Source organism: Pseudomonas sp. AC252 (assembly GCF_979258105.1).
In genome coordinates, this window is record NZ_OZ409837.1 from 4,420,235 (window position 1) to 4,442,572 (window position 22,338).

22 protein-coding genes and 3 pseudogenes are annotated in these 22,338 nt (G+C 59.2%); 13 read left to right on the plus strand and 12 right to left on the minus strand.

Going from position 1 to position 22,338, the window contains the following annotated elements; genetic code table 11:
• The first annotated feature begins 264 nt into the window (after positions 1-264).
• Positions 265-1,260: an IS110 family RNA-guided transposase gene (locus ACZZZ4_RS20310; RefSeq protein ID WP_310408833.1), complete on the plus strand. Its 996-nt coding sequence runs from the start codon at positions 265-267 to the stop codon at positions 1,258-1,260.
• Between the two features lie 720 nt (positions 1,261-1,980).
• Here ACZZZ4_RS20310 and ACZZZ4_RS20315 read toward each other — a convergent pair.
• Positions 1,981-2,874: a LysR family transcriptional regulator gene (locus ACZZZ4_RS20315; RefSeq protein ID WP_463548580.1), complete on the minus strand. Its 894-nt coding sequence runs from the start codon at positions 2,872-2,874 to the stop codon at positions 1,981-1,983.
• A gap of 131 nt (positions 2,875-3,005) precedes the next feature.
• Here ACZZZ4_RS20315 and ACZZZ4_RS20320 point away from each other — a divergent pair, with 131 nt between their 5' ends.
• Entirely contained in the window at positions 3,006-4,217 is a 1,212-nt protein-coding gene (locus tag ACZZZ4_RS20320) for an MFS transporter (RefSeq protein ID WP_463548581.1), read from the plus strand.
• 1 nt (position 4,218) lies between these two features.
• Here the strand turns inward: ACZZZ4_RS20320 and ACZZZ4_RS20325 are convergent, their stop codons facing one another.
• The gene (locus tag ACZZZ4_RS20325) at positions 4,219-4,377 is read right to left on the minus strand and encodes a DUF2986 domain-containing protein (protein ID WP_080769419.1); all 159 of its coding nucleotides are present in this window, start codon (positions 4,375-4,377) and stop codon (positions 4,219-4,221) included.
• Positions 4,378-4,502: 125 nt separating this feature from the next.
• On the opposite strand from ACZZZ4_RS20325, the gene ACZZZ4_RS20330 reads away from it, so the two are divergent.
• The 3 genes and pseudogenes from ACZZZ4_RS20330 (at position 4,503) to ACZZZ4_RS20340 (ending at position 7,049) form a co-directional block, all read left to right on the plus strand.
• A complete protein-coding gene (locus ACZZZ4_RS20330) occupies positions 4,503-5,003 on the plus strand; it encodes an anti-virulence regulator CigR family protein (protein WP_463548582.1) in 501 nt (166 codons plus the stop codon).
• A gap of 149 nt (positions 5,004-5,152) precedes the next feature.
• Positions 5,153-6,127: a quinone oxidoreductase family protein gene (locus ACZZZ4_RS20335; protein WP_463548583.1), complete on the plus strand. Its 975-nt coding sequence runs from the start codon at positions 5,153-5,155 to the stop codon at positions 6,125-6,127.
• Positions 6,124-7,049 (plus strand): annotated as a pseudogene (locus ACZZZ4_RS20340) (LysR family transcriptional regulator). Before ACZZZ4_RS20335 ends, ACZZZ4_RS20340 begins: the two are co-directional and overlap by 4 nt.
• A gap of 2,004 nt (positions 7,050-9,053) precedes the next feature.
• On the opposite strand, the pseudogene ACZZZ4_RS20345 reads toward ACZZZ4_RS20340, so the two are convergent.
• A pseudogene (locus ACZZZ4_RS20345) lies at positions 9,054-9,503 on the minus strand (hemerythrin domain-containing protein); the annotation flags it as partial.
• Between the two features lie 255 nt (positions 9,504-9,758).
• Positions 9,759-9,974 carry a PLD nuclease N-terminal domain-containing protein gene (locus ACZZZ4_RS20350; protein ID WP_039764119.1) on the minus strand — a complete coding sequence of 72 codons (216 nt, stop codon included), beginning with the start codon at positions 9,972-9,974 and terminating at the stop codon, positions 9,759-9,761.
• A 171-nt stretch (positions 9,975-10,145) separates the two neighbouring features.
• On the opposite strand from ACZZZ4_RS20350, the gene ACZZZ4_RS20355 reads away from it, so the two are divergent.
• Both ACZZZ4_RS20355 and ACZZZ4_RS20360 read left to right on the plus strand, forming a co-directional pair.
• Positions 10,146-11,273, plus strand: coding sequence for a saccharopine dehydrogenase family protein (locus tag ACZZZ4_RS20355; protein WP_463548584.1), 1,128 nt, complete (start codon positions 10,146-10,148; stop codon positions 11,271-11,273).
• A 1-nt stretch (position 11,274) separates the two neighbouring features.
• The gene (locus ACZZZ4_RS20360; protein WP_463548585.1) at positions 11,275-11,772 is read left to right on the plus strand and encodes a DUF2269 family protein; all 498 of its coding nucleotides are present in this window, start codon (positions 11,275-11,277) and stop codon (positions 11,770-11,772) included.
• Here the strand turns inward: ACZZZ4_RS20360 and ACZZZ4_RS20365 are convergent.
• Together ACZZZ4_RS20365 and ACZZZ4_RS20370 are read right to left on the minus strand one after the other, a co-directional pair.
• On the minus strand, positions 11,755-12,207 hold the full coding sequence (locus ACZZZ4_RS20365) for a thiol-disulfide oxidoreductase DCC family protein (RefSeq protein WP_039764116.1): 453 nt from the start codon (positions 12,205-12,207) through the stop codon (positions 11,755-11,757). The genes ACZZZ4_RS20360 and ACZZZ4_RS20365 overlap by 18 nt on opposite strands.
• Before the next feature lie 51 nt (positions 12,208-12,258).
• A complete protein-coding gene (locus ACZZZ4_RS20370) occupies positions 12,259-13,179 on the minus strand; it encodes an AraC family transcriptional regulator (RefSeq protein ID WP_463548586.1) in 921 nt (306 codons plus the stop codon).
• An 87-nt stretch (positions 13,180-13,266) separates the two neighbouring features.
• On the opposite strand from ACZZZ4_RS20370, the gene ACZZZ4_RS20375 reads away from it, so the two are divergent.
• On the plus strand, positions 13,267-14,235 hold the full coding sequence (locus ACZZZ4_RS20375) for an oxidoreductase (RefSeq protein ID WP_415762840.1): 969 nt from the start codon (positions 13,267-13,269) through the stop codon (positions 14,233-14,235).
• A gap of 204 nt (positions 14,236-14,439) precedes the next feature.
• Here ACZZZ4_RS20375 and ACZZZ4_RS20380 read toward each other — a convergent pair whose 3' ends face one another.
• Positions 14,440-15,315 (minus strand): LysR family transcriptional regulator, encoded by an 876-nt coding sequence (locus tag ACZZZ4_RS20380; protein ID WP_039764113.1) that lies wholly within the window; start codon positions 15,313-15,315, stop codon positions 14,440-14,442.
• A 98-nt stretch (positions 15,316-15,413) separates the two neighbouring features.
• Between ACZZZ4_RS20380 and ACZZZ4_RS20385 the strand changes: the two genes are divergently transcribed.
• The 4 genes from ACZZZ4_RS20385 to ACZZZ4_RS20400 all read left to right on the plus strand — a co-directional run bounded on the left by ACZZZ4_RS20385 (position 15,414) and on the right by ACZZZ4_RS20400 (position 19,368).
• Positions 15,414-16,583 (plus strand): mandelate racemase/muconate lactonizing enzyme family protein, encoded by a 1,170-nt coding sequence (locus tag ACZZZ4_RS20385; RefSeq protein WP_024012582.1) that lies wholly within the window; start codon positions 15,414-15,416, stop codon positions 16,581-16,583.
• Positions 16,584-16,684: 101 nt separating this feature from the next.
• Complete coding sequence (dctA, locus tag ACZZZ4_RS20390; protein WP_463548587.1) at positions 16,685-17,992, plus strand: C4-dicarboxylate transporter DctA; 1,308 nt, start codon at positions 16,685-16,687, stop codon at positions 17,990-17,992.
• A gap of 143 nt (positions 17,993-18,135) precedes the next feature.
• Complete coding sequence (locus ACZZZ4_RS20395; RefSeq protein ID WP_463548588.1) at positions 18,136-18,567, plus strand: MarR family winged helix-turn-helix transcriptional regulator; 432 nt, start codon at positions 18,136-18,138, stop codon at positions 18,565-18,567.
• Between the two features lie 12 nt (positions 18,568-18,579).
• The gene (locus tag ACZZZ4_RS20400; RefSeq protein WP_463549294.1) at positions 18,580-19,368 is read left to right on the plus strand and encodes an NADPH-dependent F420 reductase; all 789 of its coding nucleotides are present in this window, start codon (positions 18,580-18,582) and stop codon (positions 19,366-19,368) included.
• A gap of 201 nt (positions 19,369-19,569) precedes the next feature.
• Here ACZZZ4_RS20400 and ACZZZ4_RS20405 read toward each other — a convergent pair whose 3' ends face one another.
• From ACZZZ4_RS20405 to ACZZZ4_RS20425, 5 genes are all read right to left on the minus strand, one after another.
• Entirely contained in the window at positions 19,570-19,857 is a 288-nt protein-coding gene (locus ACZZZ4_RS20405) for a hypothetical protein (protein ID WP_463548589.1), read from the minus strand.
• Between the two features lie 47 nt (positions 19,858-19,904).
• The gene (locus ACZZZ4_RS20410) at positions 19,905-20,213 is read right to left on the minus strand and encodes a hypothetical protein (RefSeq protein ID WP_463548590.1); all 309 of its coding nucleotides are present in this window, start codon (positions 20,211-20,213) and stop codon (positions 19,905-19,907) included.
• Positions 20,214-20,260: 47 nt separating this feature from the next.
• Positions 20,261-20,569, minus strand: a complete 309-nt coding sequence (locus ACZZZ4_RS20415) for a hypothetical protein (RefSeq protein ID WP_463548591.1) — start codon at positions 20,567-20,569, stop codon at positions 20,261-20,263.
• Between the two features lie 47 nt (positions 20,570-20,616).
• Complete coding sequence (locus tag ACZZZ4_RS20420; protein ID WP_463548592.1) at positions 20,617-20,925, minus strand: hypothetical protein; 309 nt, start codon at positions 20,923-20,925, stop codon at positions 20,617-20,619.
• Positions 20,926-21,882: 957 nt separating this feature from the next.
• The gene (locus ACZZZ4_RS20425) at positions 21,883-22,101 is read right to left on the minus strand and encodes a hypothetical protein (protein ID WP_463549319.1); all 219 of its coding nucleotides are present in this window, start codon (positions 22,099-22,101) and stop codon (positions 21,883-21,885) included.
• Between ACZZZ4_RS20425 and ACZZZ4_RS20430 the strand changes: the two are divergent.
• Positions 22,078-22,310, plus strand: a pseudogene (locus ACZZZ4_RS20430) (oxidoreductase); the annotation flags it as partial. The gene ACZZZ4_RS20425 and the pseudogene ACZZZ4_RS20430 overlap by 24 nt on opposite strands.
• Between the last annotated feature and the right edge of the window lie 28 nt (positions 22,311-22,338).

Consider the following 22,338-nt stretch of genomic DNA (forward strand, 5'->3'; position numbering starts at 1 on the left):
GTTCCCCAGACACCAGCATGAATGAGATCTAAGCTCGCTGGTGCGACATACGAAGATGTGTTTCTGGGGGAGACCGATCGCTCCTTAAGGCAGGACTTGCTCCTGACCTTGTCTGTAGAGAGGTCCCCCCGCCTCATTGCCCACCACGAAGAGTATCGAGAAGCCGACGAGTCGGACTTCGCATTACAAGGTTGCAGTGGCATGAAGTTCGAGGTCAGGGGAACCAGGAAGCATTTTTAACTCAGTTCTCTTGGAGTTGAAAGCATGAACATGCACGTCGGTTTGGATGTGGGATCTCGCACTACAGCGATGGGCTGGCGCAATGGCGGCCGCTTTGCAGGTCAGTGCAATATCGACCAGACGCCGGCGGGGCGCAAGGCTGCTGTCGGCAAATTGCTTGAGCTCAAGCCGATATCTGTGGTGATGGAAGCCACCGGTATCTACTACCTGGACTTGGCCATGGAGCTCGCTGCGGCGGGTTTGCCAGTCTCGGTTATCAATCCGAAGAGTTTTCACAACTTTGCAAAGCTGATGCTGAAAAACAGCAAAACGGACGCAATCGATGCCCAATTATTAGCTGAATACGGCGAACGGATGAGCCCAAGGTTGTGGACGCCGCCCACTTCAATACAGCTTGAGCTGCGTGCTATCGGCCGCCACATCAATCGTTTGACAGGTCACCGCACCCGCGCCAAAAACGAGCTGCATGCGCTAAAAGCTACTCAAACAACACTCCCGATGCTGATTGAGGATGAAGAAGAGGCCATCAACGCCTTTGACAAACGAATCGAGCGTTTCCGTGTCGCTGGTCGGGCATTGATCGACAACTGCCCAATGTTGAGCGCCCAGTTTGGACACATGATTGCCGCTCCAGGCATGGGTGAGATCTCAGTATTTGCAGCGCTGGCTGAACTGACGACCTTACCGGTGACGCTTAAATCCGCGCAGGTTAGCCGCCATGCCGGACTCGATGTCCGACTCACGCAATCAGGAAGCAGCATTGATAAACCCGGCCGGATAAGTAAGGGCGGCAATGCCTATTTGCGCTCAGCGATGTACATGCCTGCGCTGACCGCCATACGTTGCGACCCGAACGTGAAAGCGTTTTACGAAGCGTTGGTGGCCCGAGGAAAGAGGAAGATGCAAGCTATCGTCGCAGTCATGCGCAAATACCTGACCGGACTATGGGCCTGCATGCAGGCCGGAGAAGACTTCGACACGGCCAAGCTTTTTAGCGGTAAACACGTCCAAAAAGCTTGACCGTGAACAGAGTATCTACAGGGATTTTGTCTGGGATGGAGATCGTTGGTGTGCCCCGAATCATTGTGGGAGCGAGCTTGCTCGCGAAAGCGGTGGTTCAGGCGATGGTGATGTTGAATGTGCCAACGCCTTCGCGAGCAAGCCCGCTCCCACAGGGATTTTGGTTGGGATGGAGATTTTTGGTGTGCCCCGGATCATTGTGGGGGGAGCCTGCTCGCGAAAGCGGTGGTTCAGGCCATGCAGATGTTGAATGTGCTGGCGCCTTCGCGAGCAGGCTCGCTCCCACAGGGATTTTGGTTGGGATGGAGATCGTTGGTGTGCCCCGGATCATTGTGGGAGCGAGCTTGCTCGCGAAAGCGGTGTGTCAGGCAATGCAGATGTTGAATGTGCTGACGCCTTCGCGGGCAAGCCCGCTCCCACAGGGATTTTGGTTGGGATGGAGATTGTTGGTGTGCCCCGGATCATTGTGGGAGCGAGCTTGCTCGCGAAAGCGGTGGTTCAGGCAATGCAGATGTTGAATGTGCCGACGCCTTCGCGGGCAAGCCCGCTCCCACAGGGATTTGGGTTGCGCTGAAGATTGTGGCCTTGCACCGGACCATTGTGGGAGCGAGCTTGCTCGCGAAAGCGGTGTGTCATTCAATGTAGATGTATCTGATCTGGCGCCTTCGCGAGCAAGCCCGCTCCCACAGGGTTTTGAGTTTGATTGAAGAGTTGCGTTTGTCAGCGGTTGTATTTCAGCGCTTCGACAAACGCCGCGAACGCCGCCGAGCCCTGGCGTCTGTTCGGGTAATACAAATGATAGCCCTGGAACGTTGGGCACCAGTCACTCAACACCTCCACCAGTCGCCCATCCGCCAGATAGGGCGCGACCAATTGCTCGGGCACGTACGCTACGCCGATGCCATCTACGGCGGCATTGAGCACATGCATGATGCTGTTGAACACCAGTTGCCCGTCGACCTTCACGCTGAAGTCCTGACCCTCGTGCGCAAATTCCCAGGCATAAATCGCGCCAGCTGGTTGGTGGCGGATGTTGATGCACCTGTGCTCCGTCAACTGGTGGGGCGTGGCCGGTGCCGGATGGCGAGCGAAGTAGTCGGGTGAGGCGACCACCGCCAGGCGCCAGTCCGGGCCGATGCGCACGGCGATCATGTCTTTGCTGATCGATTCGCCTAGTCGAATGCCGGCGTCGAAGCGTTCCTTGACCACGTTGGTGAAACCGTAATCGACATAAAACTCTAACGTGATGTCCGGATAGTCCCGCAAAAACTGCGCAAGCTTCGGCCGGATGCACAACTCGATCTGATCGTCCGTGCAGGAAATCCGGATCGTGCCGCTGGGCTTGTCGCGCAGTTCACCGAGGGCTTCAAGCTCGGCGCTGATCTGCTCGAATAGCGGTGCAATCGAACGCACCAAGCGCTCACCCGCTTCGGTCGGCGAAACGTTGCGCGTGGTGCGGGCGAGCAAGCGAATACCCAGACGCTGCTCCAGCGCGCGAACGGTATGGCTCAGCGCGGAGGGCGTGACGCCGAGGCGAGCGGCGGCTTTGGTGAAGCTCTGCTCCTGCGCCACCGCCAGAAAGGCCTGCAGGTCGTTGACTTTGGCGTTGCTCATTGCTGAATTTTTCTCAAAAGCACATGAAGATTACCGCTACTAATCAAGTTAAGCCCGATCCGTCAAGCTTTGCAGCCTGAGTAGCGGGGCAGAAGTGCCTCGATGATTTCTTCTTCAAGGCAGGTTTTCGCATGACGGCTCAAGTAATCAACACCCCGACAGCCCAGCCCATGGAAGCGTCCACAACCGGCGAGCAACCGGCGTACTGGAGCGGTGTATTCGCGATGACCTTGTGTGTCTTCGCGCTGATCGCTTCCGAATTCATGCCGGTCAGTCTGCTCACGCCGATGGCCACAGACCTGCACATCAGCGAAGGCCTGGCCGGTTACGGCATCGCCATTTCGGGCGCCTTCGCCGTGCTGACCAGCCTGACGATCGCCAGACTCGCCGGTTCGATGGACCGCAAGACCTTGTTGCTGCTGTTGACGGCACTGATGTGCGCCTCCGGTCTGGTGGTCGGTCTGGCGCCCAACTACACGGTGTACATGATCGGCCGCGCGCTGATCGGCGTGGTGATCGGCGGTTTCTGGTCGATGTCGGCGGCACTGGCCATGCGTCTGGTGCCATCGGCCAGCGTGCCCAAGGCGCTGGCCATTTTTAACAGCGGCAACGCGCTGGCGACCGTCGTGGCGGCGCCGTTGGGCAGTTATCTGGGCAGCGTGATTGGCTGGCGCGGGGCGTTTTTCTGTCTGATACCGGTCGCGCTGATTGCGCTGCTCTGGCAATGGATCAGTTTGCCGGCGCTCCCCGCCGCGCCGCGCAAGGTGAGCGCAGGCAATGTCCTTGCGTTGTTGAAAAGCCGCCGGGTGGCATTCGGCATGTTCGGCGCCGGCTTGTTCTTCATGGGGCAGTTTGTGCTGTTCACTTACCTGCGACCGTTTCTGGAAACCGTGACGCGGGTCGACGTTTCAGTGTTGTCGATGATTCTGCTGGTGATTGGCGTGGCCGGATTTATCGGCACCGCGGTCATCGGCTCGGTGCTCAAGTCAGGCCTGTACAGGGTGATAATCGCCATTGCGCTGCTGATGGCAATGATTGCTGTGGCGCTGATCGGGCTGGGCGGCTCGCTGGTCGCAACGTTCGTGTTGCTGGGCTTGTGGGGGTTGATTGCCACGGCGGCGCCGGTGGGCTGGTGGTCGTGGCTGGCGCGCACGCTGCCCGACGATGCCGAAGCGGGCGGTGGGTTGATGGTGGCGGTGGTGCAGTTGTCGATCGCTTCGGGCTCTACCGTCGGTGGTTTGCTGTTCGACGGCAGCGGATATCGGCTGACCTTTTTCGCCAGCGCGGCATTGCTCGTGCTGGCGGCGCTGATGACCTGGCTGACGTCGCGGCAGACGGCCTGAATCAGCTTTCGGTGTTTTCGGCCGACGCCTGCGCCGCTTCGGCTTCCAGCTTCAAGCGATCGGCCTTGCAGATGTATTTGGGCTTTTTCGGCGCCAGTTTGGCGTTGGCCTTTTTGGCCTTTTCCTTGAATAACTGCTGCAGCTTCTTTTGGCGATTCATGAGTTTTCGATCAGGGGTGGAGAGGGTGGGAATCCTGACGCAAGGCCGAGTGGTCAGCAAGGGGAAATCCACTAAGCTGAGCACAATGCTCGACACAAGAGCCCGGCACACCTGAGGAACCGCCCATGAGAAAACTTCGCAGATTGGTTGCCGCGCTGTCCTGCCTCGCGCTGGTGGTTGGCAGCACTACGGCGCTGGCCGACCCCGGCAATGGCAAGGGCCAGGGTGGTCAGGGAGGCCAGGGCAATGGCAATGGCAAACCGCAGAACATGCAGGATCACGGCAAACAGGGTGGGGGTGGCCAGGGTAATGGCAACAAAGGCGAGCCATCCTCTGGCAATCGCGGCGGTGGTCCGAGCGTTGATCGCGGCAATATTCTCGGCATCATCGGCGGCTATCGCGGCGAATACTGGAATCCGGGACCGCCGCTGCCGCCGGGTATTCAAAAGAATCTGGCGCGGGGCAAACCGCTGCCACCGGGCATCGCCAAGAAGCTGGACGGGCGTCTGCTGGGCCATTTGCCGCACTATGACGGCTACGAATGGCAACAGGTGGGCACCGATCTGATTCTCGTTGCGCTGACCACCGGGCTCATTTACGAGGTGCTCAACGGCGCGTTCGATTGATTTTTCAAAGGGAGTGGCAGCACGTGCCGCTCTTTTTTGTACCCATAGCTGCATAAAGTGCAGCAACGAACTGCATTCAGACTGGCTTGTTCGTTGAAGGCTGAGCTTTCAGACTGAGCTCAACGGTTAACGAATGAATGGAGATGACCATGGCCAACGCAATCCGCTTCACCGAAACGGGCGCTCCGGACGTCCTGCAATTGCAGAGTGTCAGCGGGCAAACCCCTGGGCCCGGCGAGGTCTGGCTAGAGCAAGCCGCGGTTGGCGTCAATTACCTCGATGTCTCCCAGCGCAAAGGGGCGGTGCCGGTAGCGTTGCCGTCTGGGCTGGGTCTGGAAGGCGCGGGTCGGGTGGCCGCTGTCGGTGTTGGCGTGAGCAATGTCCGCGTCGGCGATCGGGTCGCTTATGCCACTGGCCCGTTGGGCGGTTACGCCTCGGCGCGGCTGTTTCCGGCAGAGCGCTTGGTAAAAATCCCCGATGAGCTGTCGTTCGAAGATGCAGCGGCGGTGCTGTTCAAAGGCATCACCGCGCAGTACCTGCTGAAGGCAACTTACCCGGTCGGGCCCGGCACGACGATGCTGCTTTATGGCGTCGCGGGTGGTCTGGGGGAAATCATGGTGCCGTGGGCCAAACACCTTGGCGCGACGGTGATCGGTGTGGTGTCGAAACAGGCCAGCGTCGACAAGGCGCGCGCTTCGGGCTGCGACGAAGTCCTGGTGTTCGATGCCGATACACTTGCCGCCGACGTGTTGCGTATCACCGAGGGGCGCAAGGTCGACGTGGTGTATGACCCGATTGGCCGGGTGTCTTTTCAGGCCTCGCTGGACAGCTTGCGCCCACGCGGATTGATGGTGTCGTTCGGCGCGCAGACCGGTGCACCGGCAGCGGTGGAAATGGCCACGCTGAACGCCAAGGGTTCGCTGTTCCTGACCCGGCCGTCGCTGGCGGCACATACGTCCACGACAACCGAATATCAGGAGCGCGCGCAAGATGTGCTGGCCGCTGTTGCCGCCGGTATCATCACGCCGCAAATCCGCGCGCGTTATTCATTGGCTGACGCGGCACAAGCGCACGCCGATCTTGAATCGGGCCGATCATCAGGGGCGATCATTTTACAACCATGAATCTGGATGTTCTGAGCAACCCGCACAGCGATGAAATCGCTGCTTTCCTCGCCGTCGCCGCGCAAGGCTCGTTCGTCGCGGCGGGGCGTTTGTTGCAGCGCCATCCGACCATCGTTTCCAAGCGCCTTGCGGCGATGGAAAAGCGACTGGGCGTGCGGTTGGTGGAACGCTCGACGCGACATGTGCGTATCACCGAGGCTGGCCTGCAACTCGAACAGCGCCTGCGCGCAGCCGTCGAGTTGATGAACGAAGCGCAGCAGCAAGCGGTGCAGGGTGCCAGCGAAGTACGCGGCACCCTGCGCCTGGCGTTGCCGGCGGCGATGGGGCGGTTATGGCTGGGGCCGCTGCTGCCGGAGTTTCTCAAGGCCCATCCGCAGGTTTCGCTGGTGGCCGATTACAGCGAAGGCCTGGTCGACATCATCGAGCAGGGCTTCGACGCGGCTATTCGCATCGGCGAGCTTGATGACAATCGCCTGATTGCAAAAAGCTCAGTGACCATCGCCGGATTCTCAGCGCATCGCCGGCCTACATCGAGGCCCACGGCATGCCGCAAACCCCGCAGGATCTGCTGCAACACAATTGCCTGCGCTTCAGCGGGCTGGCGTCGTTCCCGCTGTGGCGCCTGCATCGCGGCAACGAAGTGCAGACCATTACGCCACACGGCAACCTGACCGCCAGCGACAGCGAATCCCTGCTCGCCGCCGCCCGCGCCGACGCCGGCATACTCGGCGCCGGCGACTGGCTGATGAGCCGCGATCTGGCGGCAGGGCGGTTGATCCAGGTACTGCCCGACTGGCATCTGGATTCGGCGGGCGGTGTCTATCTGGTCCGGCCGTCGTCGCGGTTCCCGCCGGCGGCGGTGGTGGCGTTCAAGGAGTGGATCGAAGCGAAATTCGATCCGGCGGCGCCGTGGGCGGTTTGACCAAAGCCAGCATCCAGTGGCACCACCATCCCTGTAGGAGCGAGCCTGCTCGCGAAAGCGGAGTGTCAGTCATAGATGATCTGGCTGACCTGACACCTTCGTGAGCAAGCTCACTCCCACAGGTTTCCTGGCTTGCCTGGAAATTCCTGGACGCCCGCAAATCCAGTGTGGGAGCGGGCTTGCTCGCGAAAGCGGAGTGTCAGTCATAGATGATCTGGCTGACCTGACGCCTTCGTGAGCAAGCTCACTCCCACAAGTTTTGTGGCTTGCCCGCAAATTCCTGAACGCTCGCGAATCCAGTGTAGGAGTGAGCCTGCTTGCGAAAGCGGAGTGTCAGTCATAGATGATCTGGCTGACCTGACGCCTTCGTGAGCAAGCCCACTCCCACAGGTTTCCTGGCTTGCCCGGAAATTCCTGAACACCCGCAAATCCAGTGTGGGAGCGGGCTTGCTCGCGAAAGCGGAGTGTCAGTCATAGATGATCTGGCTGACCTGACGCCTTCGTGAGCAAGCCCACTCCCACAGGTTTCCTGGCTTACCCGGAAATTCCTGAACGCCCGCAAATCCAGTGTGGGAGTGAGTCTGCTCGCGAAAGCGGAGTGTCAGTCAAAGATGATCTGGCTGACCTGACACCTTCGTGAGCAAGCTCACTCCCACAGGTTTCCTGGCTTGCCTGGAAATTCCTGAACGCCCGCAAATCCAGTGTGGGAGCGGGCTTGCTCGCGAAAGCGGAGTGTCAGTCATAGATGATCTGATTGACCTGACGCCTTCGTGAACAAGCTCACTCCCACTGGTTTCGTGGCTTGCCCGGAAATTCCTGAACACCCGCAAATCCGGTGTAGGAGTGAGCCTGCTCGCGAAAGCGGAGTGTCAGTCATAGATGATCTGGCTGACCTGACGCCTTCGTGAGCAAGCTCACTCCCACAGGTTTCCTGGCTTGCCCGGAAATTCCTGAACGCTCGCGAATCCAGTGTAGGTGTGAGCCTGCTCGCGATAGCGGAGTGTCAGTCATAGATGATCTGGCTCACCTGACGCCTTCGTGAGCAAGCCCACTCCCACATTTTTCGTGGTCGCTCAAAAATTCCTGAACACTCGCAAATCCAGTGTGGGAGCGGGCTTGCTCGCGAAAGCGGAGTGTCAGTCATAGATGATCTGGCTGACCTGACGCCTTCGTGAGCAAGCTCACTCCCACATTTTTCGTGGTCGCTCAAAAATTCCTGAACACTCGCAAATCCAGTGTGGGAGCGGGCTTGCTCGCGAAAGCGGAGTGTCAGTCATAGATGATCTGGCTGACCTGACGCCTTCGTGAGCAAGCCCACTCCCACAGGTTTCCTGGCTTGCCCGGAAATTCCTGAACACCCGCAAATCCAGTGTAGGAGTGAGCCTGCTTGCGAAAGCGGAGTGTCAGTCAAAGATGATCTGGCTGACCTGACGCCTTCGTGAGCAAGCCCACTCCCACAGGTTTCGTGGCTTGCCCGGAAATTCCTGAACACCCGCAAATCCAGTGTAGGAGTGAGCCTGCTTGCGAAAGCGGAGTGTCAGTCATAGATGATCTGGCTGACCTGACGCCTTCGTGAGCAAGCCCACTCCCACAGGTTTCGTGGCTTGCCCGGAAATTCCTGAACACCCGCAAATCCGGTGTAGGAGTGAGCCTGCTCGCGAAAGCGGAGTGTCAGTCATAGATGATCTGGTTGACCTGACGCCTTCGTGAGCAAGCTCACTCCCACAGGTTTCCTGGCTTGCCCGGAAATTCCTGAACGCTCGCGAATCCAGTGTAGGTGTGAGCCTGCTCGCGATAGCGGAGTGTCAGTCATAGATGATCTGGCTGACCTGACGCCTTCGTGAGCAAGCCCACTCCCACATTTTTCGTGGTTGCTCAAAAATTCCTGAACACCCCCAAATCCAGTGTGAGAGGGAGATTCATTTTGAGCGCACAAAAAAGCCCGGCATCGCTGTCGGGCTTCGGTGTCTTCAGCGCTTCACGCGGCGATCTTGTTAGCCGCCATTTCCTTTTGTGGCTCGCCTTCAAGGCTTCCATTTGCGCGCCCAGTTCCTCGAGCTTGGCTTTGCCCAGAAGCTTCTGCGCTTTCGGGAACATTTCCTCTTCTTCCTCTTCGATGTGGTGCTCCAGCAGCTCCTTGACCACTTTGACCCGACCGGCAAATTCCGGCGTGCCCGGATCGGTTTCTTTCAGATCAGGCAGCACCAGCGAGTCCACGGTGCGGTGCTCTTCCTTGGCCTCGTAGTACATGATGTCTTCTTCCTTGCTGCCGGCTTCCTTGAAGGCAGGGTAAAGAATTTCTTCTTCGAGGCGAGTGTGGATGGTGATTTCCATTTCCAGTTTGCCCAGCAACTCGACGCGTTTTTTCAGCGCGCGGTCGGTGGACTCACTCAGTTGGCTGAGGATGGCTTTTACTTTTTCATGGTCGGCTTTGAGAAGGTCGATGGCATTCATTTTTTTAAGGCCTCTGCTTTTCACGGATTGAGCACAGCGTTCTTTTTCACGCTGCTGTGTATTCAGGAAGAGGCTATCGCAGGAATCATGCCAACTCGCCGATCAAGCACAACCCTTCTAAATCAAGGGCTGGCATCGAAGCAGGCACAATGCTTTCGTGCAGCCTGCAAGATATCCGCGCAGCAGACATTGCATATAACAAGCCCGGCATAAGCCGGGCTGTGGTGGTGCTTGAGTCGGGCCTGCACCCGTGGTTCACCGGTTCGCCTGGGAAGGCGAAATGCGACCGACATGCTTGGGCCCCGCCAGTGCCCAGGCGATCAGGCCGAACAGCGGCACAAACACGATCAGCACGATCCACACGCCTTTATTGCTCGATTTCCCCTCGCTTTTACGCACCCGGTTGATGGCCCAAAGCTCGATCAGCACGAGAATGACCGCCAATACGATCCACACGGTTTCGATTTGCATAGGCTTACCTCCTGATGGTCTGTGCGTTAGGCGACAAGCGGGGCGTTGGGTTCATTCTTTTTGCCCGGGACAAGCGGACGCAGTGGTACCCGGTTGCAAAATAGATGTCTGATTGCCGCTGCGGCCTATATCCTCAGCGCCACACGTTTGGGCTGGAACAGGGACAGGGCAATGGCATTCAGGGTGATGGTCGTCGGTGGTTACGGCAATTTCGGCAGCATCGTCTGTCGGCATCTGGCGCAGATGCCAGAGATTGAGCTGCTGCTGTCGGGCCGCGATGCGCGCAAGTTGCAGCGCAAGGTTGACGAGCTGCAAGCGCAGTCGGGCCGCCCGTGCGAAGGCTGGTGCGGCGATGCAATGGGCGCAGATTTTCAGGCGGCGCTGCGCGAGCTCAATATCCAGTTGGTGGTGCACACCGGCGGGCCGTTTCAGGGGCAATCCTACGCAGTGGCTGAAAGCTGCATCGATGCCAGGGTCAATTACTGCGATCTGGCTGACTGCCGCACCTTCGTCAACGGCATTGATGTGCTTGATGCCCGCGCCAGGCAGGCCGGTGTCGCAGTGCTCAGCGGGTGCAGTTCGGTGCCGACCTTATCTTCGGCAATCATCGATCAGCAGCGCTCGCGTTTTGCGCGAATCGACTCGATCGAGCATGGCATTTCTTCCTCGGCAAAAATGCCGGGGCTGTCCACGGTCGAGGGCGTGCTCGCCTATGCCGGCAAACCGATCAAACAATTGAAAAACGGCCAGGTTCACGAAGTATTGGGCTGGCTCGATCTGACCCTGCGCAGCATGCCGCAACTGGGCAAGCGGGTGCTGGCCAATGTCGATGTGCCGGACATGGGTATTTTCGCACGCCGCTATGGCGCACAGACGCTGCGCTTCAAGGCTGGCGCCGGCCTGAAGCTCGGCGGTGTCGCCAACGCCTTGCTCGCGCAAGCCTTGCGCTTTGGTCTAGTGCGCGATCATGTGCGCTGGGCGGCGCGTCTGCATCGCTTGGGCACGTGGTTCGAACGCTTCGGTGATGGCAAAAGCGCGATGTACATCGATGTTCAAGGCATCGGACTTGACGACCAGCCGCTGAGCATGACCGCGCAACTCACCGCACTGAATGACAAAGGCCCGGAAATTCCCAGCTGCGCCGCCGTCGCTCTCGCAACCAAAATGGCTCGGGGTTATGTACCGCAGGCCGGCGCGCGGCCGTGTGTTGGCGAAATCAGCGTCGATGAATATCTGGCGGCGATCAACGATCCGGCCAACTTGAGCCTGTCGGTTCAGTTCGCCGAAGGGCATCGTTGAGATGCTCTATCTCTGCCTGAAGTACTTGCACGTCATTGCGGCGATTTCCCTCTTTGGTTTCGGCATGGGCTCCTACCTCTACCTGATCGCCGCCAGCCGCAGCGGCAACCTGCAAGTGATCGCCCATGTCGCACGAATGGTGGTGCGCTTTGATACGTGGATCACCACGCCGGCCGGGTTTGTGCAGGTCATTACCGGCTATCTGCTGATGCGGCTCTCGGGGCTTGCGATGAGCACCGAATGGCTGCTGACTTCGCTGATCATTTTTTTCTGTGTGGGCGCGTTGTGGCTGCCGGTGCTGGTGTTGCAAAAGCGTTTGCAGACCATGGCGCTGAGCGCGGGCGAGGCTGACCAGCCGCTGGATGATCGCTACGCGAGCACGTACCGCTGGTGGTTCTGGATGGGCGTCGCCGGGTTCGCCGGGATGTTTGTCATCGTGCTGATGATGGTGACGAAAATGACGCCGCTGCAACTGATCAACTTAGCCGTGGGCCTTTAGGAAACGGCTTTCGTGATCCGCTGTTGGCAGCAGGCAAGTGTCGTACCTGCCGAACAGGCGATAGCGGTTCAGCGCGATGCGATCGTAAGCCCAATCGCGCAGACGACGCGGGACAATGCGCAACAGTTTCAGCGGCTGCCAGCGCCCCGGCAATTGCCCGACCACTTCCAGGAATGCATCCGAGCGCTCCCAATAATGCCGGTCGCGGATCACCGCCATGGTGTCGAACTCGTCCAGCGGCAAACCGGCCCACGCCAGCAATGCCTGGCCCTCGGGCGATTGCACGGTCGCCAGCCGCACGCGGCGCTGGCGGTCATGGCGAATCAGAAAACGCGCCCAGCCGTTGCACAGTTTGCACACGCCGTCGAACAGCACCACGGTTTCGCCGGGCTTGAGCAGTGGCGCGGGGGTAGGGCGGGTTTTCATGGCAGGCATCGGCGGATGTCCTTGGCGGCGATTGTCGTGATCATAACCTCGATCATTGGGCTACAGGAGCGGATCTCGCCTGTAGTGCCCAGGCGATATTCCGTGCACGCGGCGGAAGGCAGCGCCAAAAGCCGCGTCGGACAGATAGCCCAGTGACGCGGCGACAGTCGCCACAGTGTCTCGACCATTGCGCAAGCGAAACGCGGCCACGCGCATCCGCCAGCGCGTGGCGTATTCGACTGGCGCTACACCCATGCATGTCTTGAACAGCGCGGCGAAACCGGATCGCGACATACAGGCAATCTCGGCCATTTGCGTCAGGCGCCAGGGCTTTTCCGGAGCCGCATGAATGGCGCGTAAGACGCCAGCGATCGCCGGTTCCCGCAGCCCGCCCAGCCACGCCAGTTGTTCGGCATCGGCGCTGTTGATGTGATGGCGCAGCGCATGGATGAAGATCAGCCGCAGCAGGTCGTTGCACATTGCCTGCGAGCCGGCCTGATGCGACGGCCACTCGCGGCCCAGTTCATCCAGCAGCCAGCCAAACGACGAGGCGCCTGCGGTTTCGGCACGAATGATCAGCGAGGCCGGCAGCACCTCAAGCAGCTCTGTCGCGCCTGGACCCGACAGCGACACGCTGCCCCCCAGCAACTCGACATCCTCGCCGACGCCGAACGTCGCGGAGGCGCCGTCGAGGGCAAAAACATCTGCAGCGTTCACCGCCTCGACATCGACGCCGCTGGCCAGAATGAACGGCGTGCGCGACACCACAAAACAGTCGCCGGTCTGCAACAGGCGCGCCGGCATGCCTTGCATGCGCAGCCAGCATTCGCCTCGTCGCACCATGTTGAATTTCAGTTCGATGGGTTGGAAACGCAGCGCCCAGACGCCTCCCGCTTGCAAGCGAACCGAGCAGGCTGCGCGCAGTTCCGAGAGTGCCAATACGGCAGAGAGTGGGTCGCCTGCAGGACTTTGGATGATCACGACAGAAACCTGGATTTATCAGACTGGTTCGTCCCGAGAGCTTAGCCAAGAATGAAGGCCTTCGATAGCTCACTCAGGATTACGCCCATGGCCACGCTTCAACAACCTGTGCAATCACCGTTCAACGCCGCCAGCACAGCGGCTGAAGTCATGGCCGGCATCGATCTGCGCGGGCAGCTCGCTGTGGTCACCGGCGGTTATTCCGGCCTGGGTCTGCTGACGGTGAAAAGCCTCGCGGCGGCGGGCGCGCAAGTCATTGTGCCGGCCAGAGATACGGCGCGTGCTCAGGCAGCATTGGCGGGTGTTGACGGTGTCAGCGTGATGCCCATGGATCTCATGCAGGCCGAGTCGGTGGCGGCGTTCAGCCACAGCGTGGTCAGCGCGGGTCAGCCAGTGTCATTGCTGATCAACTGCGCCGGAATCATGGCCGCGCCATTGCTGCGTGATGCCGATGGCCATGAAAGCCAGTTCGCGACCAATCACTTGGGCCACTATCGCCTGACCTGCGGCCTTTGGCCGGCGCTGGTCAAGGCTGGGCAGGCGCGGGTGCTGTCGGTGTCCTCGCGCGGGCATCAGATTGCCGGGGTCGACTTTGATGACATCGATTTCTTGCAGCGGCCGTATGACAAATGGGTCGCCTATGGTCAGTCGAAAACGGCCAACGCCTTGTTCGCGATTGCACTGGATCAGCGTGGGCGTAGCCATGGCGTTCGCGCATTTTCATTGCATCCGGGGCAGATCCTGACGGACCTGGCACGGCACTTGAGCACGGCGGAACTTGCCACATTCGATGCGCTGGATGAGCAGGGCCGGCCACGGCTGGATGCCCACAACGGACTGAAAACGGTGGAGCAGGGCGCCGCGACGGGGTTGTGGTGTGCGACCAGTGCGGCGCTTGCGGAGTTGGGTGGCGTGTATTGCGAAGACTGCAATGTTGCGCCGATCAATCAACCTGAAGTCGGCCGCAAGGGTGTTGCGAAATGGGCGGCGGATGGCGAGTTGGCGGAGCGACTCTGGGCGGTTTCGGAGCAATGGACTGGGCTCACGGTGGCATAAATCGAGTCTAAGGCCAAAAGCCCCCTCACCCTAGCCCTCTCCCGGAGGGAGAGGGGACTGACCGAGGTGTTTAGTAGAGATGCGCCGACCTGAAATACCGGGTCGAACTCAGGTTTTGAACAGCACCTAGATCGGCTCCCTCTCCCTCGGGAGAGGGCTGGGGTGAGGGGCTGAGGGTTCCGGCAAAACGCACAATCGCGGCGCTCACTCCCCCAGCTTCGCCCAGAATTCCTCCGCCGACGGACTGATCGGTGCCGTCGGGCGAGTCAAATGAATCTCCAGTGGAATATCCCAACTTTCATCCAGTGCCCTGACCAGACGCCCGTCAGCCATTTCCTGTTCGGTCAGGCTTTTCGGCAGCCAGGCCACGCCTTTGCTTTCCAGCGCCATCGACATCAGCACTGCGGCCAAGTGGCTGCTGAATAGCGGTTTCAGGTGCAGATAATCAGCCTTGCCATGCAACCTGTGGGCGACGATTCGGCCCAGGCCGGATTCGTGGGTGTAGGCCAGATAGGGCAGGGTTTCAGGCGATGTGCCAAATTGCGCTGAAGCACTCGCCAGCGGCACGAGTACATCCTCGCCGACCTTCTTGCCCATGAACTGATCAGGTGCCAGCAACGGCGGAACGTCGGGGTGGCGATGGCACAGCAGGAACTGCACCTGACCATGAATCAGCATCTGTTCGCACACGGCCATGCTGTCGGAGTGCAGGCGAACCGCGTCGATGGGTGCGCCATTTTCGGCGCTGCGCAGCCAGCGTGGGAAGAAGGTGAATGACAGCGAATGAGTGGCGGCGAACTGCAAGGTTTTCGCCGCCATTCCAGCCACTTCCTGGGCCTCGGAGCGCATGCGGTAAAGGCGTCTGGCAGCTTCCTGGGCGCTGGGCAAAATCTGCCGGCCGGCCTCGGTCAGTGTCGCGCCTTGCGGGGTGCGCACGAACAATTCGACACCCATCCAGTTCTCCAGTGAACGCACCCGACGACTGAACGCCGGCTGCGTTACATGGCGCGCTTCGGCGGCCCGGACAAAGCTGCCGTACTCGGCCAGCGCTGAAAAATCCTCAAGCCAAACCAGTTCCAAGGGCAATGCCTCCTGTGCATAGGGCGCGGCATTAATAGCATTGGGCGGGTGTCGTCGCAACGCATAACGTTGGGTCACCACAACAAGAGGAACCCGTCATGCGTATCGTCGATATCCGTGAAAAAACCGTCTCAATTGCTTCCCCGATCGCCAATGCCTACATCGATTTTTCAAAGATGACCTGCTCGGTCGTCGCGGTCATTACCGACGTGATTCGCGACGGCAAACCGGTCATCGGTTACGGCTTCAACTCCAACGGTCGCTACGGCCAGGGCGCGTTGATGCGCGATCGCTTTCTGGCGCGGATCACTGAAGCCGACCCGGAAACCCTGATCGATCACGAGAACAATAACCTCGATCCGTTCGCCATCTGGAAAACCCTGATGACCAACGAAAAACCGGGCGGGCATGGCGAGCGTTCAGTAGCGGTCGGCACCATCGATATGGCGGTGTGGGACGCGGTGGCGAAGATCGAAGGCAAGCCGCTGTATCGCCTGCTTGCCGATCGTTATCGCAACGGTGTGGCCGATGACAAAGTCTGGGTGTATGCGGCCGGTGGTTATTACTACCCGGGCAAGGACCAGAGCAAGCTCAAGGCGGAAATGCAGAGCTACCTGGATCGTGGCTACGACGTAGTCAAGATGAAGATTGGCGCGGTGCCGCTGGACGAAGATATCCGCCGCATCGAAGCGGTGCTCGAAGTGGTGGGCGACGGCCAGCGCCTTGCGGTCGACGCCAACGGCCGCTTCGATCTGCAGACCGGTATCGCCTACGCCGAAGCGATCAAGAAGTACAACCTGTTCTGGTACGAAGAAGTCGGCGACCCGCTGGATTATGCGCTCCAGGCCGAGTTGGCCAATCACTACGAACTGCCGATGGCCACCGGCGAAAACCTCTTCTCTCACCAGGACGCCCGCAACCTGTTGCGCCACGGCGGCATGCGCCCGGACCGTGACTACCTGCAATTCGACTGCGCGCTGTCCTACGGTCTCGTCGAGTACATGCGCACCCTGAAAGTGATGGAAGAGCTGGGTTGGTCTTCGCGCCGCGTGGTGCCGCATGGCGGTCACCAGATGTCGCTGAACATCGCCGCCGGTCTGCACCTGGGCGGCAACGAATCGTACCCGGACGTGTTCCAGCCATTCGGCGGTTTTGCCGATGGCATCCGCGTGGAGAACGGCTACGTCGGGCTGCCGGATATCCCGGGCGTCGGCTTCGAAGCCAAATCTGCGCTGTATGCCGTCATGCGCGAACTGGGCGAGGGCTGATTCGGTTTCACCTGCGGCCTCGTTCGCCGAGGCCGCACTTTCAGGCGTCATCTCGACGCCAAAGCCACATGCCCACCACAACAATAAAATGAGGTGCTTCCGTGGAAACTTCAAAATCACGCTGGTACAGCCAGCTCTATGTGCAAGTGCTGATCGGCATCGTCATCGGCGCTGCCATTGGGTACTTCGTGCCGGACATCGGCGCCAAGCTGCAGCCGTTTGCCGACGGTTTCATCAAACTGATCAAGATGCTCCTGGCGCCGATCATTTTCGGCACGGTAGTGGTCGGTATCGCCAAGATGGGCAGCATCAAGGAGGTCGGTCGCATCGGTGTGAAAGCGCTGATCTACTTCGAGATTCTGTCCACCATCGCTCTGGTGGTCGGCCTGATCGTAGTCAACGTGGTCAAGCCCGGCGCCGGCATGAACATCAACGCCGGCACTCTCGATGGCAGTGCTGTCAACAAATACAGCCAGGCGGCGAGCGAGCAGGACGGCCTCGTCGAATTTTTCCTCAATATCATTCCGCATACCTTCCTCGGCGCCTTCTCCAATGGCGTCATGCTGCAGGTGATTCTGTTGTCGGTGCTGATGGGCGTCGCCTTGGTGCAAATGGGCGAAACCAGCAAACCGCTGATCAACACCATCGATCTGTTCCTGCAAGGCCTGTTCAAAATCGTCGCGATGGTCATGCGTCTGGCGCCGTTGGGCGCGGGGGCCGGCATGGCATTCACCATCGGCAAATACGGCATTGGCACTCTGCTGTCGCTGGGGCAGTTGCTGGTCGCGCTGTACATCACCACGCTGATCTTCATCGTCGTCGTACTGGGCACGGTGGCGCGATGGTCGGGTATGCCGATGATGCAGTTTCTGCGTTATTTCAAAGATGAAATCCTGATCACCCTGGGCACCTGTTCGACCGAAGCGGTGCTGCCGCGAATGATGGTCAAACTGGAAAAGCTCGGCTGCAAGAAATCCGTAGTCGGCATGGTTCTGCCGACGGGCTACACCTTCAACGCAGACGGCACCTGCATCTACCTGACCATGGCGGCGATCTTCATCGCCCAGGCGACCAACACGCCGCTGACGTTCATGGATCAGATGATCCTGCTCGGCGTATTCCTGCTGACCTCCAAAGGCTCGGCCGGTGTGGCGGGTGCCGGGTTCGTGACCCTTGCGGCGACCCTCACCACCATTCACTCCATACCTCTGGTGGGCCTGGTGTTGCTGTTGGGCATCGACCGCTTCCTCAATGAGGCGCGGGCGGTAACCAACCTGATTGGCAACGGCATCGGCACCATTGCCATCGCCAAGTGGGACAACTCCTTCGATGTCGAAGCATGCGAGCGGGAAATCGCCGCCATGAAACACGCCAAGGCCGAACGTAAATCGTTGCTGGCGCATAAGTAAACCCGAAGCGTGGCGATCAGCACCTCTGTTGGCGATCCGGGTCGCTGAAAGAGGTGCTGATCGACACCGCACGGGCTGCCTGGGTTGACACTCCTATCGTACTCATGAAACATATAGTGCACTATACAATAGCGAACTATGAAATGAGTGCGAACCGAAATCACGTGGGAACGCAGCTGTCGTTTTCACTCTACGCCGCCGCCAACCGGGTCGTGCGTTTGCACAAGCCGTATCTGGAACCCCTAGGCATAACCTTTCCGCAATATCTGGTGATCCTCCAACTTCTCGATGGCGCGCCACTGTCGGTGGGCGAACTCGGCACTTACCTGGCCATGGATGCGGGAACCATCACGCCGCTACTCAAACGCTTGGAAAGCGCCGGACTGGTCACGCGCAAGCGCGATCCGGCAGACGAGCGCCGCGTGCTGATCGACCTGACGCCTGAAAGCCGAGCCATGGAAAATGACATCAGAGCCATCACCGGCAAAATCAAATCTGCCTGCCAACTCGATGAGCAGGGGATTGAGGCGCTTCGTCTGACCCTGGATGCGCTTGCCCATCCGGCGGCTGACTGAGCTGACGACTCAATCCAAACGCGCGCTCAACCGGGCGATAGCACACGTACCAGAGAGGGTATTGAAATGAACATCGGAATTATCGGCGCCGGCCACATCGGCGCGACGCTGGCACGCAAGCTGGCGGCCTGCGGTCATAACGTCAAGCTGGCCAATTCGAAAGGCCCGCAAAGCATTCAGACGCTCGCTGACGAGGTCGGTGCCAAGGCGGTGACCAAAGAGCAGGCCGTGGCCGACGTCGACGTGATTATCCTGTCGATTCCCTTCGCCCGATACCCTGATTTGAAACAAATGCTGAGCCAGGTTCCCGAGCAAGTCGTGGTCATCGATACCTCCAATTATTACCCGCAGCGTGACGGGGCAATCAGGGAAGTGGACGAGGGCAAACCTGAAAGCGTCTGGGTCAGCGAGCAGATCGGCCGCCCGCTGATCAAAGCGTGGAACGCCGTACTCGCTGCTACGCTGGCCGATCAAGGTCAACCTGCCGAATCCGCAACTCGCATCGCCTTGCCAGTCGCCGGCGATGATGTGCGTGCTGAGGCGATCGCGCAGGATCTGGTCGAAGAAACCGGATTCACCGCGCTCGCTGCCGGCGGTCTTCAGGATTCATGGCGTCAACAACCCGGGACCCCCGCTTACTGCACCGAGCTGACCCTGCCGGAACTCAAACAGGCGCTCGAAGCTGCGGACAAAGCCCGCGCGCCGCTGAACCGCGATGCTTTGATGGCCCGATTCATGGCGCCCGGCACAGAGTTCACCCGCGAGCAGATGGTTGCGATCAATCGGGAAATGACTGCCTGATTAGCGAGCCGACGCCTTCAGGTTTAAAGTCAACCTCAATTGCCATGCCGAAAAACCTGTGGGAGCGAGCTTGCTCGCGAAGACGTCGGCACATTCAACACGATCATCGCCTGACACACCGCTTTCGCGAGCAAGCCCGCTCCCACAGTAGATAGATGATTCACCCAGATCCTTGGCAATCTCAAAAACCAGCCTGTGTTGTCACACCACAAATCCCCAGCCATGCCAAAAACCTGTGGGAGCGGGCTTGCTCGCGAAGGCGTCGGCACATTCAACAGCATCATCGCCTGACACACCGCTTTCGCGAGCAAGCCCGCTCCCACAGTAGATAGATGATTCCCCCAGATCCTTGGCAACCTCAAAAACCAGCTTGTGCTGCCACACCGCAAATCCCCAGCCATGCCGAAAAAACTGTGGGAGCGAGCCTGCTCGCGAAGGCGTCGGCACATTCAACACCGTCATCGCCTGACACACCGCTTTCGCGAGCAAGCCCGCTCCCACAGTAGATAGATGATTCACCCAGATCCTTGGCAATCTCAAAAACCAGCCTGTGTTGTCACACCACAAATCCCCAGCCATGCCGAAAAAACTGTGGGAGCGAGCTTGCTCGCGAAGGCGTCGGCACATTCGACACCATCATCGCCTGACACACCGCTTTCGCGAGCAAGCCCGCTCCCACAGTAGATAGATGATTCCCCCAGATCCTTGGCAACCTCAAAAACCAGCTTGTGCTGCCACACCGCAAATCCCCAGCCATGCCGAAAAAACTGTGGGAGCGAGCCTGCTCGCGAAGGCGTCGGCACATTCAACAGCATCATCGCCTGACACACCGCTTTCGCGAGCAAGCCCGCTCCCACAGTAGATAGATGATTCCCCCAGATCCTTGGCAACCTCAAAAACCAGCTTGTATTGCCACACCGCAAATCCCCAGCCATGCCGAAAAAACTGTGGGAGCGAGCCTGCTCGCGAAGGCGTCGGCACATTCGACACCATCATCGCCTGACACACCGCTTTCGCGAGCAAGCCCGCTCCCACAGTAGATAGATGATTCCCCCAGATCCTTGGCAACCTCAAAAACCAGCTTGTATTGCCACACCACAAATCCCCAGCCATGCCGAAAAAACTGTGGGAGCGAACTTGCTCGCGAAGGCGTCGGCACATTCAACACCATCATCGCCTGACACACCGCTTTCGCGAGCAAGCCCGCTCCCACAGTAGATAGATGATTCCCCCAGATCCTTGGCAACCTCAAAAACCAGCTTGTGCTGCCACACCACAAATCCCCAGCCATGCCGAAAAAACTGTGGGAGCGAGCTTGCTCGCGAAGGCGTCGGCACATTCAACACCATCATCGCCTGACACACCGCTTTCGCGAGCAAGCCCGCTCCCACAGTAGATAGATGATTCCCCCAGATCCTTGGCAACCTCAATAACCAGCTTGTATTGCCACACCACAAATCCCCAGCCATGCCGAAAAAACTGTGGGAGCGAGCTTGCTCGCGAAGGCGTCGGCACATTCAACAGCATCATCGCCTGACACACCGCTTTCGCGAGCAAGCCCGCTCCCACAGTAGATAGATGATTCCCCCAGATCCTTGGCAACCTCAAAAACCAGCTTGTATTGCCACACCACAAATCCCCAGCCATGCCGAAAAACCTGTGGGAGCGAGCCTGCTCGCGAAGGCGTCGGCACATTCGACACCATCATCGCCTGACACACCGCTTTCGCGAGCAAGCCCGCTCCCACAGTAGATAGATGATTCCCGCCAGATCCTGGGCAACCTCAAAAACCAGCTTGTGTTGTCACACCACAAATCCCCAGCCATGCCAAAAACCTGTGGGAGCGAGCCTGCTCGCGAAGACGTCGGCACATTCAACACGATCATCGCCTGACACACCGCTTTCGCGAGCAAGCCCGCTCCCACAGTAGATAGATGATTCCCCCCAGATCCCCGGCAACCTCAAAAACCAGCTTGTGTTGCCACACCACAAATCCCCAGCCATGCCGAAAAAACTGTGGGAGCGAGCCTGCTCGCGAAGGCGTCGGCACATTCGACACCATCATCGCCTGACACACCGCTTTCGCGAGCAAGCCCGCTCCCACAGTAGATAGATGATTCCCCCAGATCCTTGGCAACCTCAAAAACCAGCTTGTATTGCCACACCACAAATCACCAGCCATGCCGAAAACCTGTGGGAGCGGGCTTGCTCGCGAAGGCGTCGGCACATTCGACACCATCATCGCCTGACACACCGCTTTCGCGAGCAAGCCCGCTCCCACAGTAGATAGATGATTCCCCCAGATCCTTGGCAACCTCAAAAACCAGCTTGTATTGCCACACCACAAATCCCCAGCCATGCCGAAAAAACTGTGGGAGCGAGCTTGCTCGCGAAGGCGTCGGCACATTCAACACCATCATCGCCTGACACACCGCTTTCGCGAGCAAGCCCGCTCCCACAGTAGATAGATGATTCCCCCAGATCCTTGGCAACCTCAAAAACCAGCCTGTGTTGTCACACCACAAATCCCCAGCCATGCCAAAAACCTGTGGGAGCGGGCTTGCTCGCGAAGGCGTCGGCACATTCGACACCATCATCGCCTGACACACCGCTTTCGCGAGCAAGCCCGCTCCCACAGTAGATAGATGATTCCCCCAGATCCTTGGCAACCTCAAAAATCAGCCAGTGCTGACACGCCACAAATCCCCAGGGTTCAGTGGTGTGCAGATTCATGCAGCTCATGGTTATCTGTTGAGCCAGTTTCTTTCGCCAGTGACCAATCTAAGAACGGACGAGTGGGGCGGCTCGCTGGACAATCGTGCGCGCCTGTTGGCCGAGATTGTTAACGCGTTCAGGGCTGTGGTTTCCAGGGATTTTGCCGTGGCTGTCAAACTCAATTCGCAGACTTCCAACGAGGCGGGTTCAGCGTTGAGGACGCCAGGCACTTTCGGACCCGACAATACAAGCAGT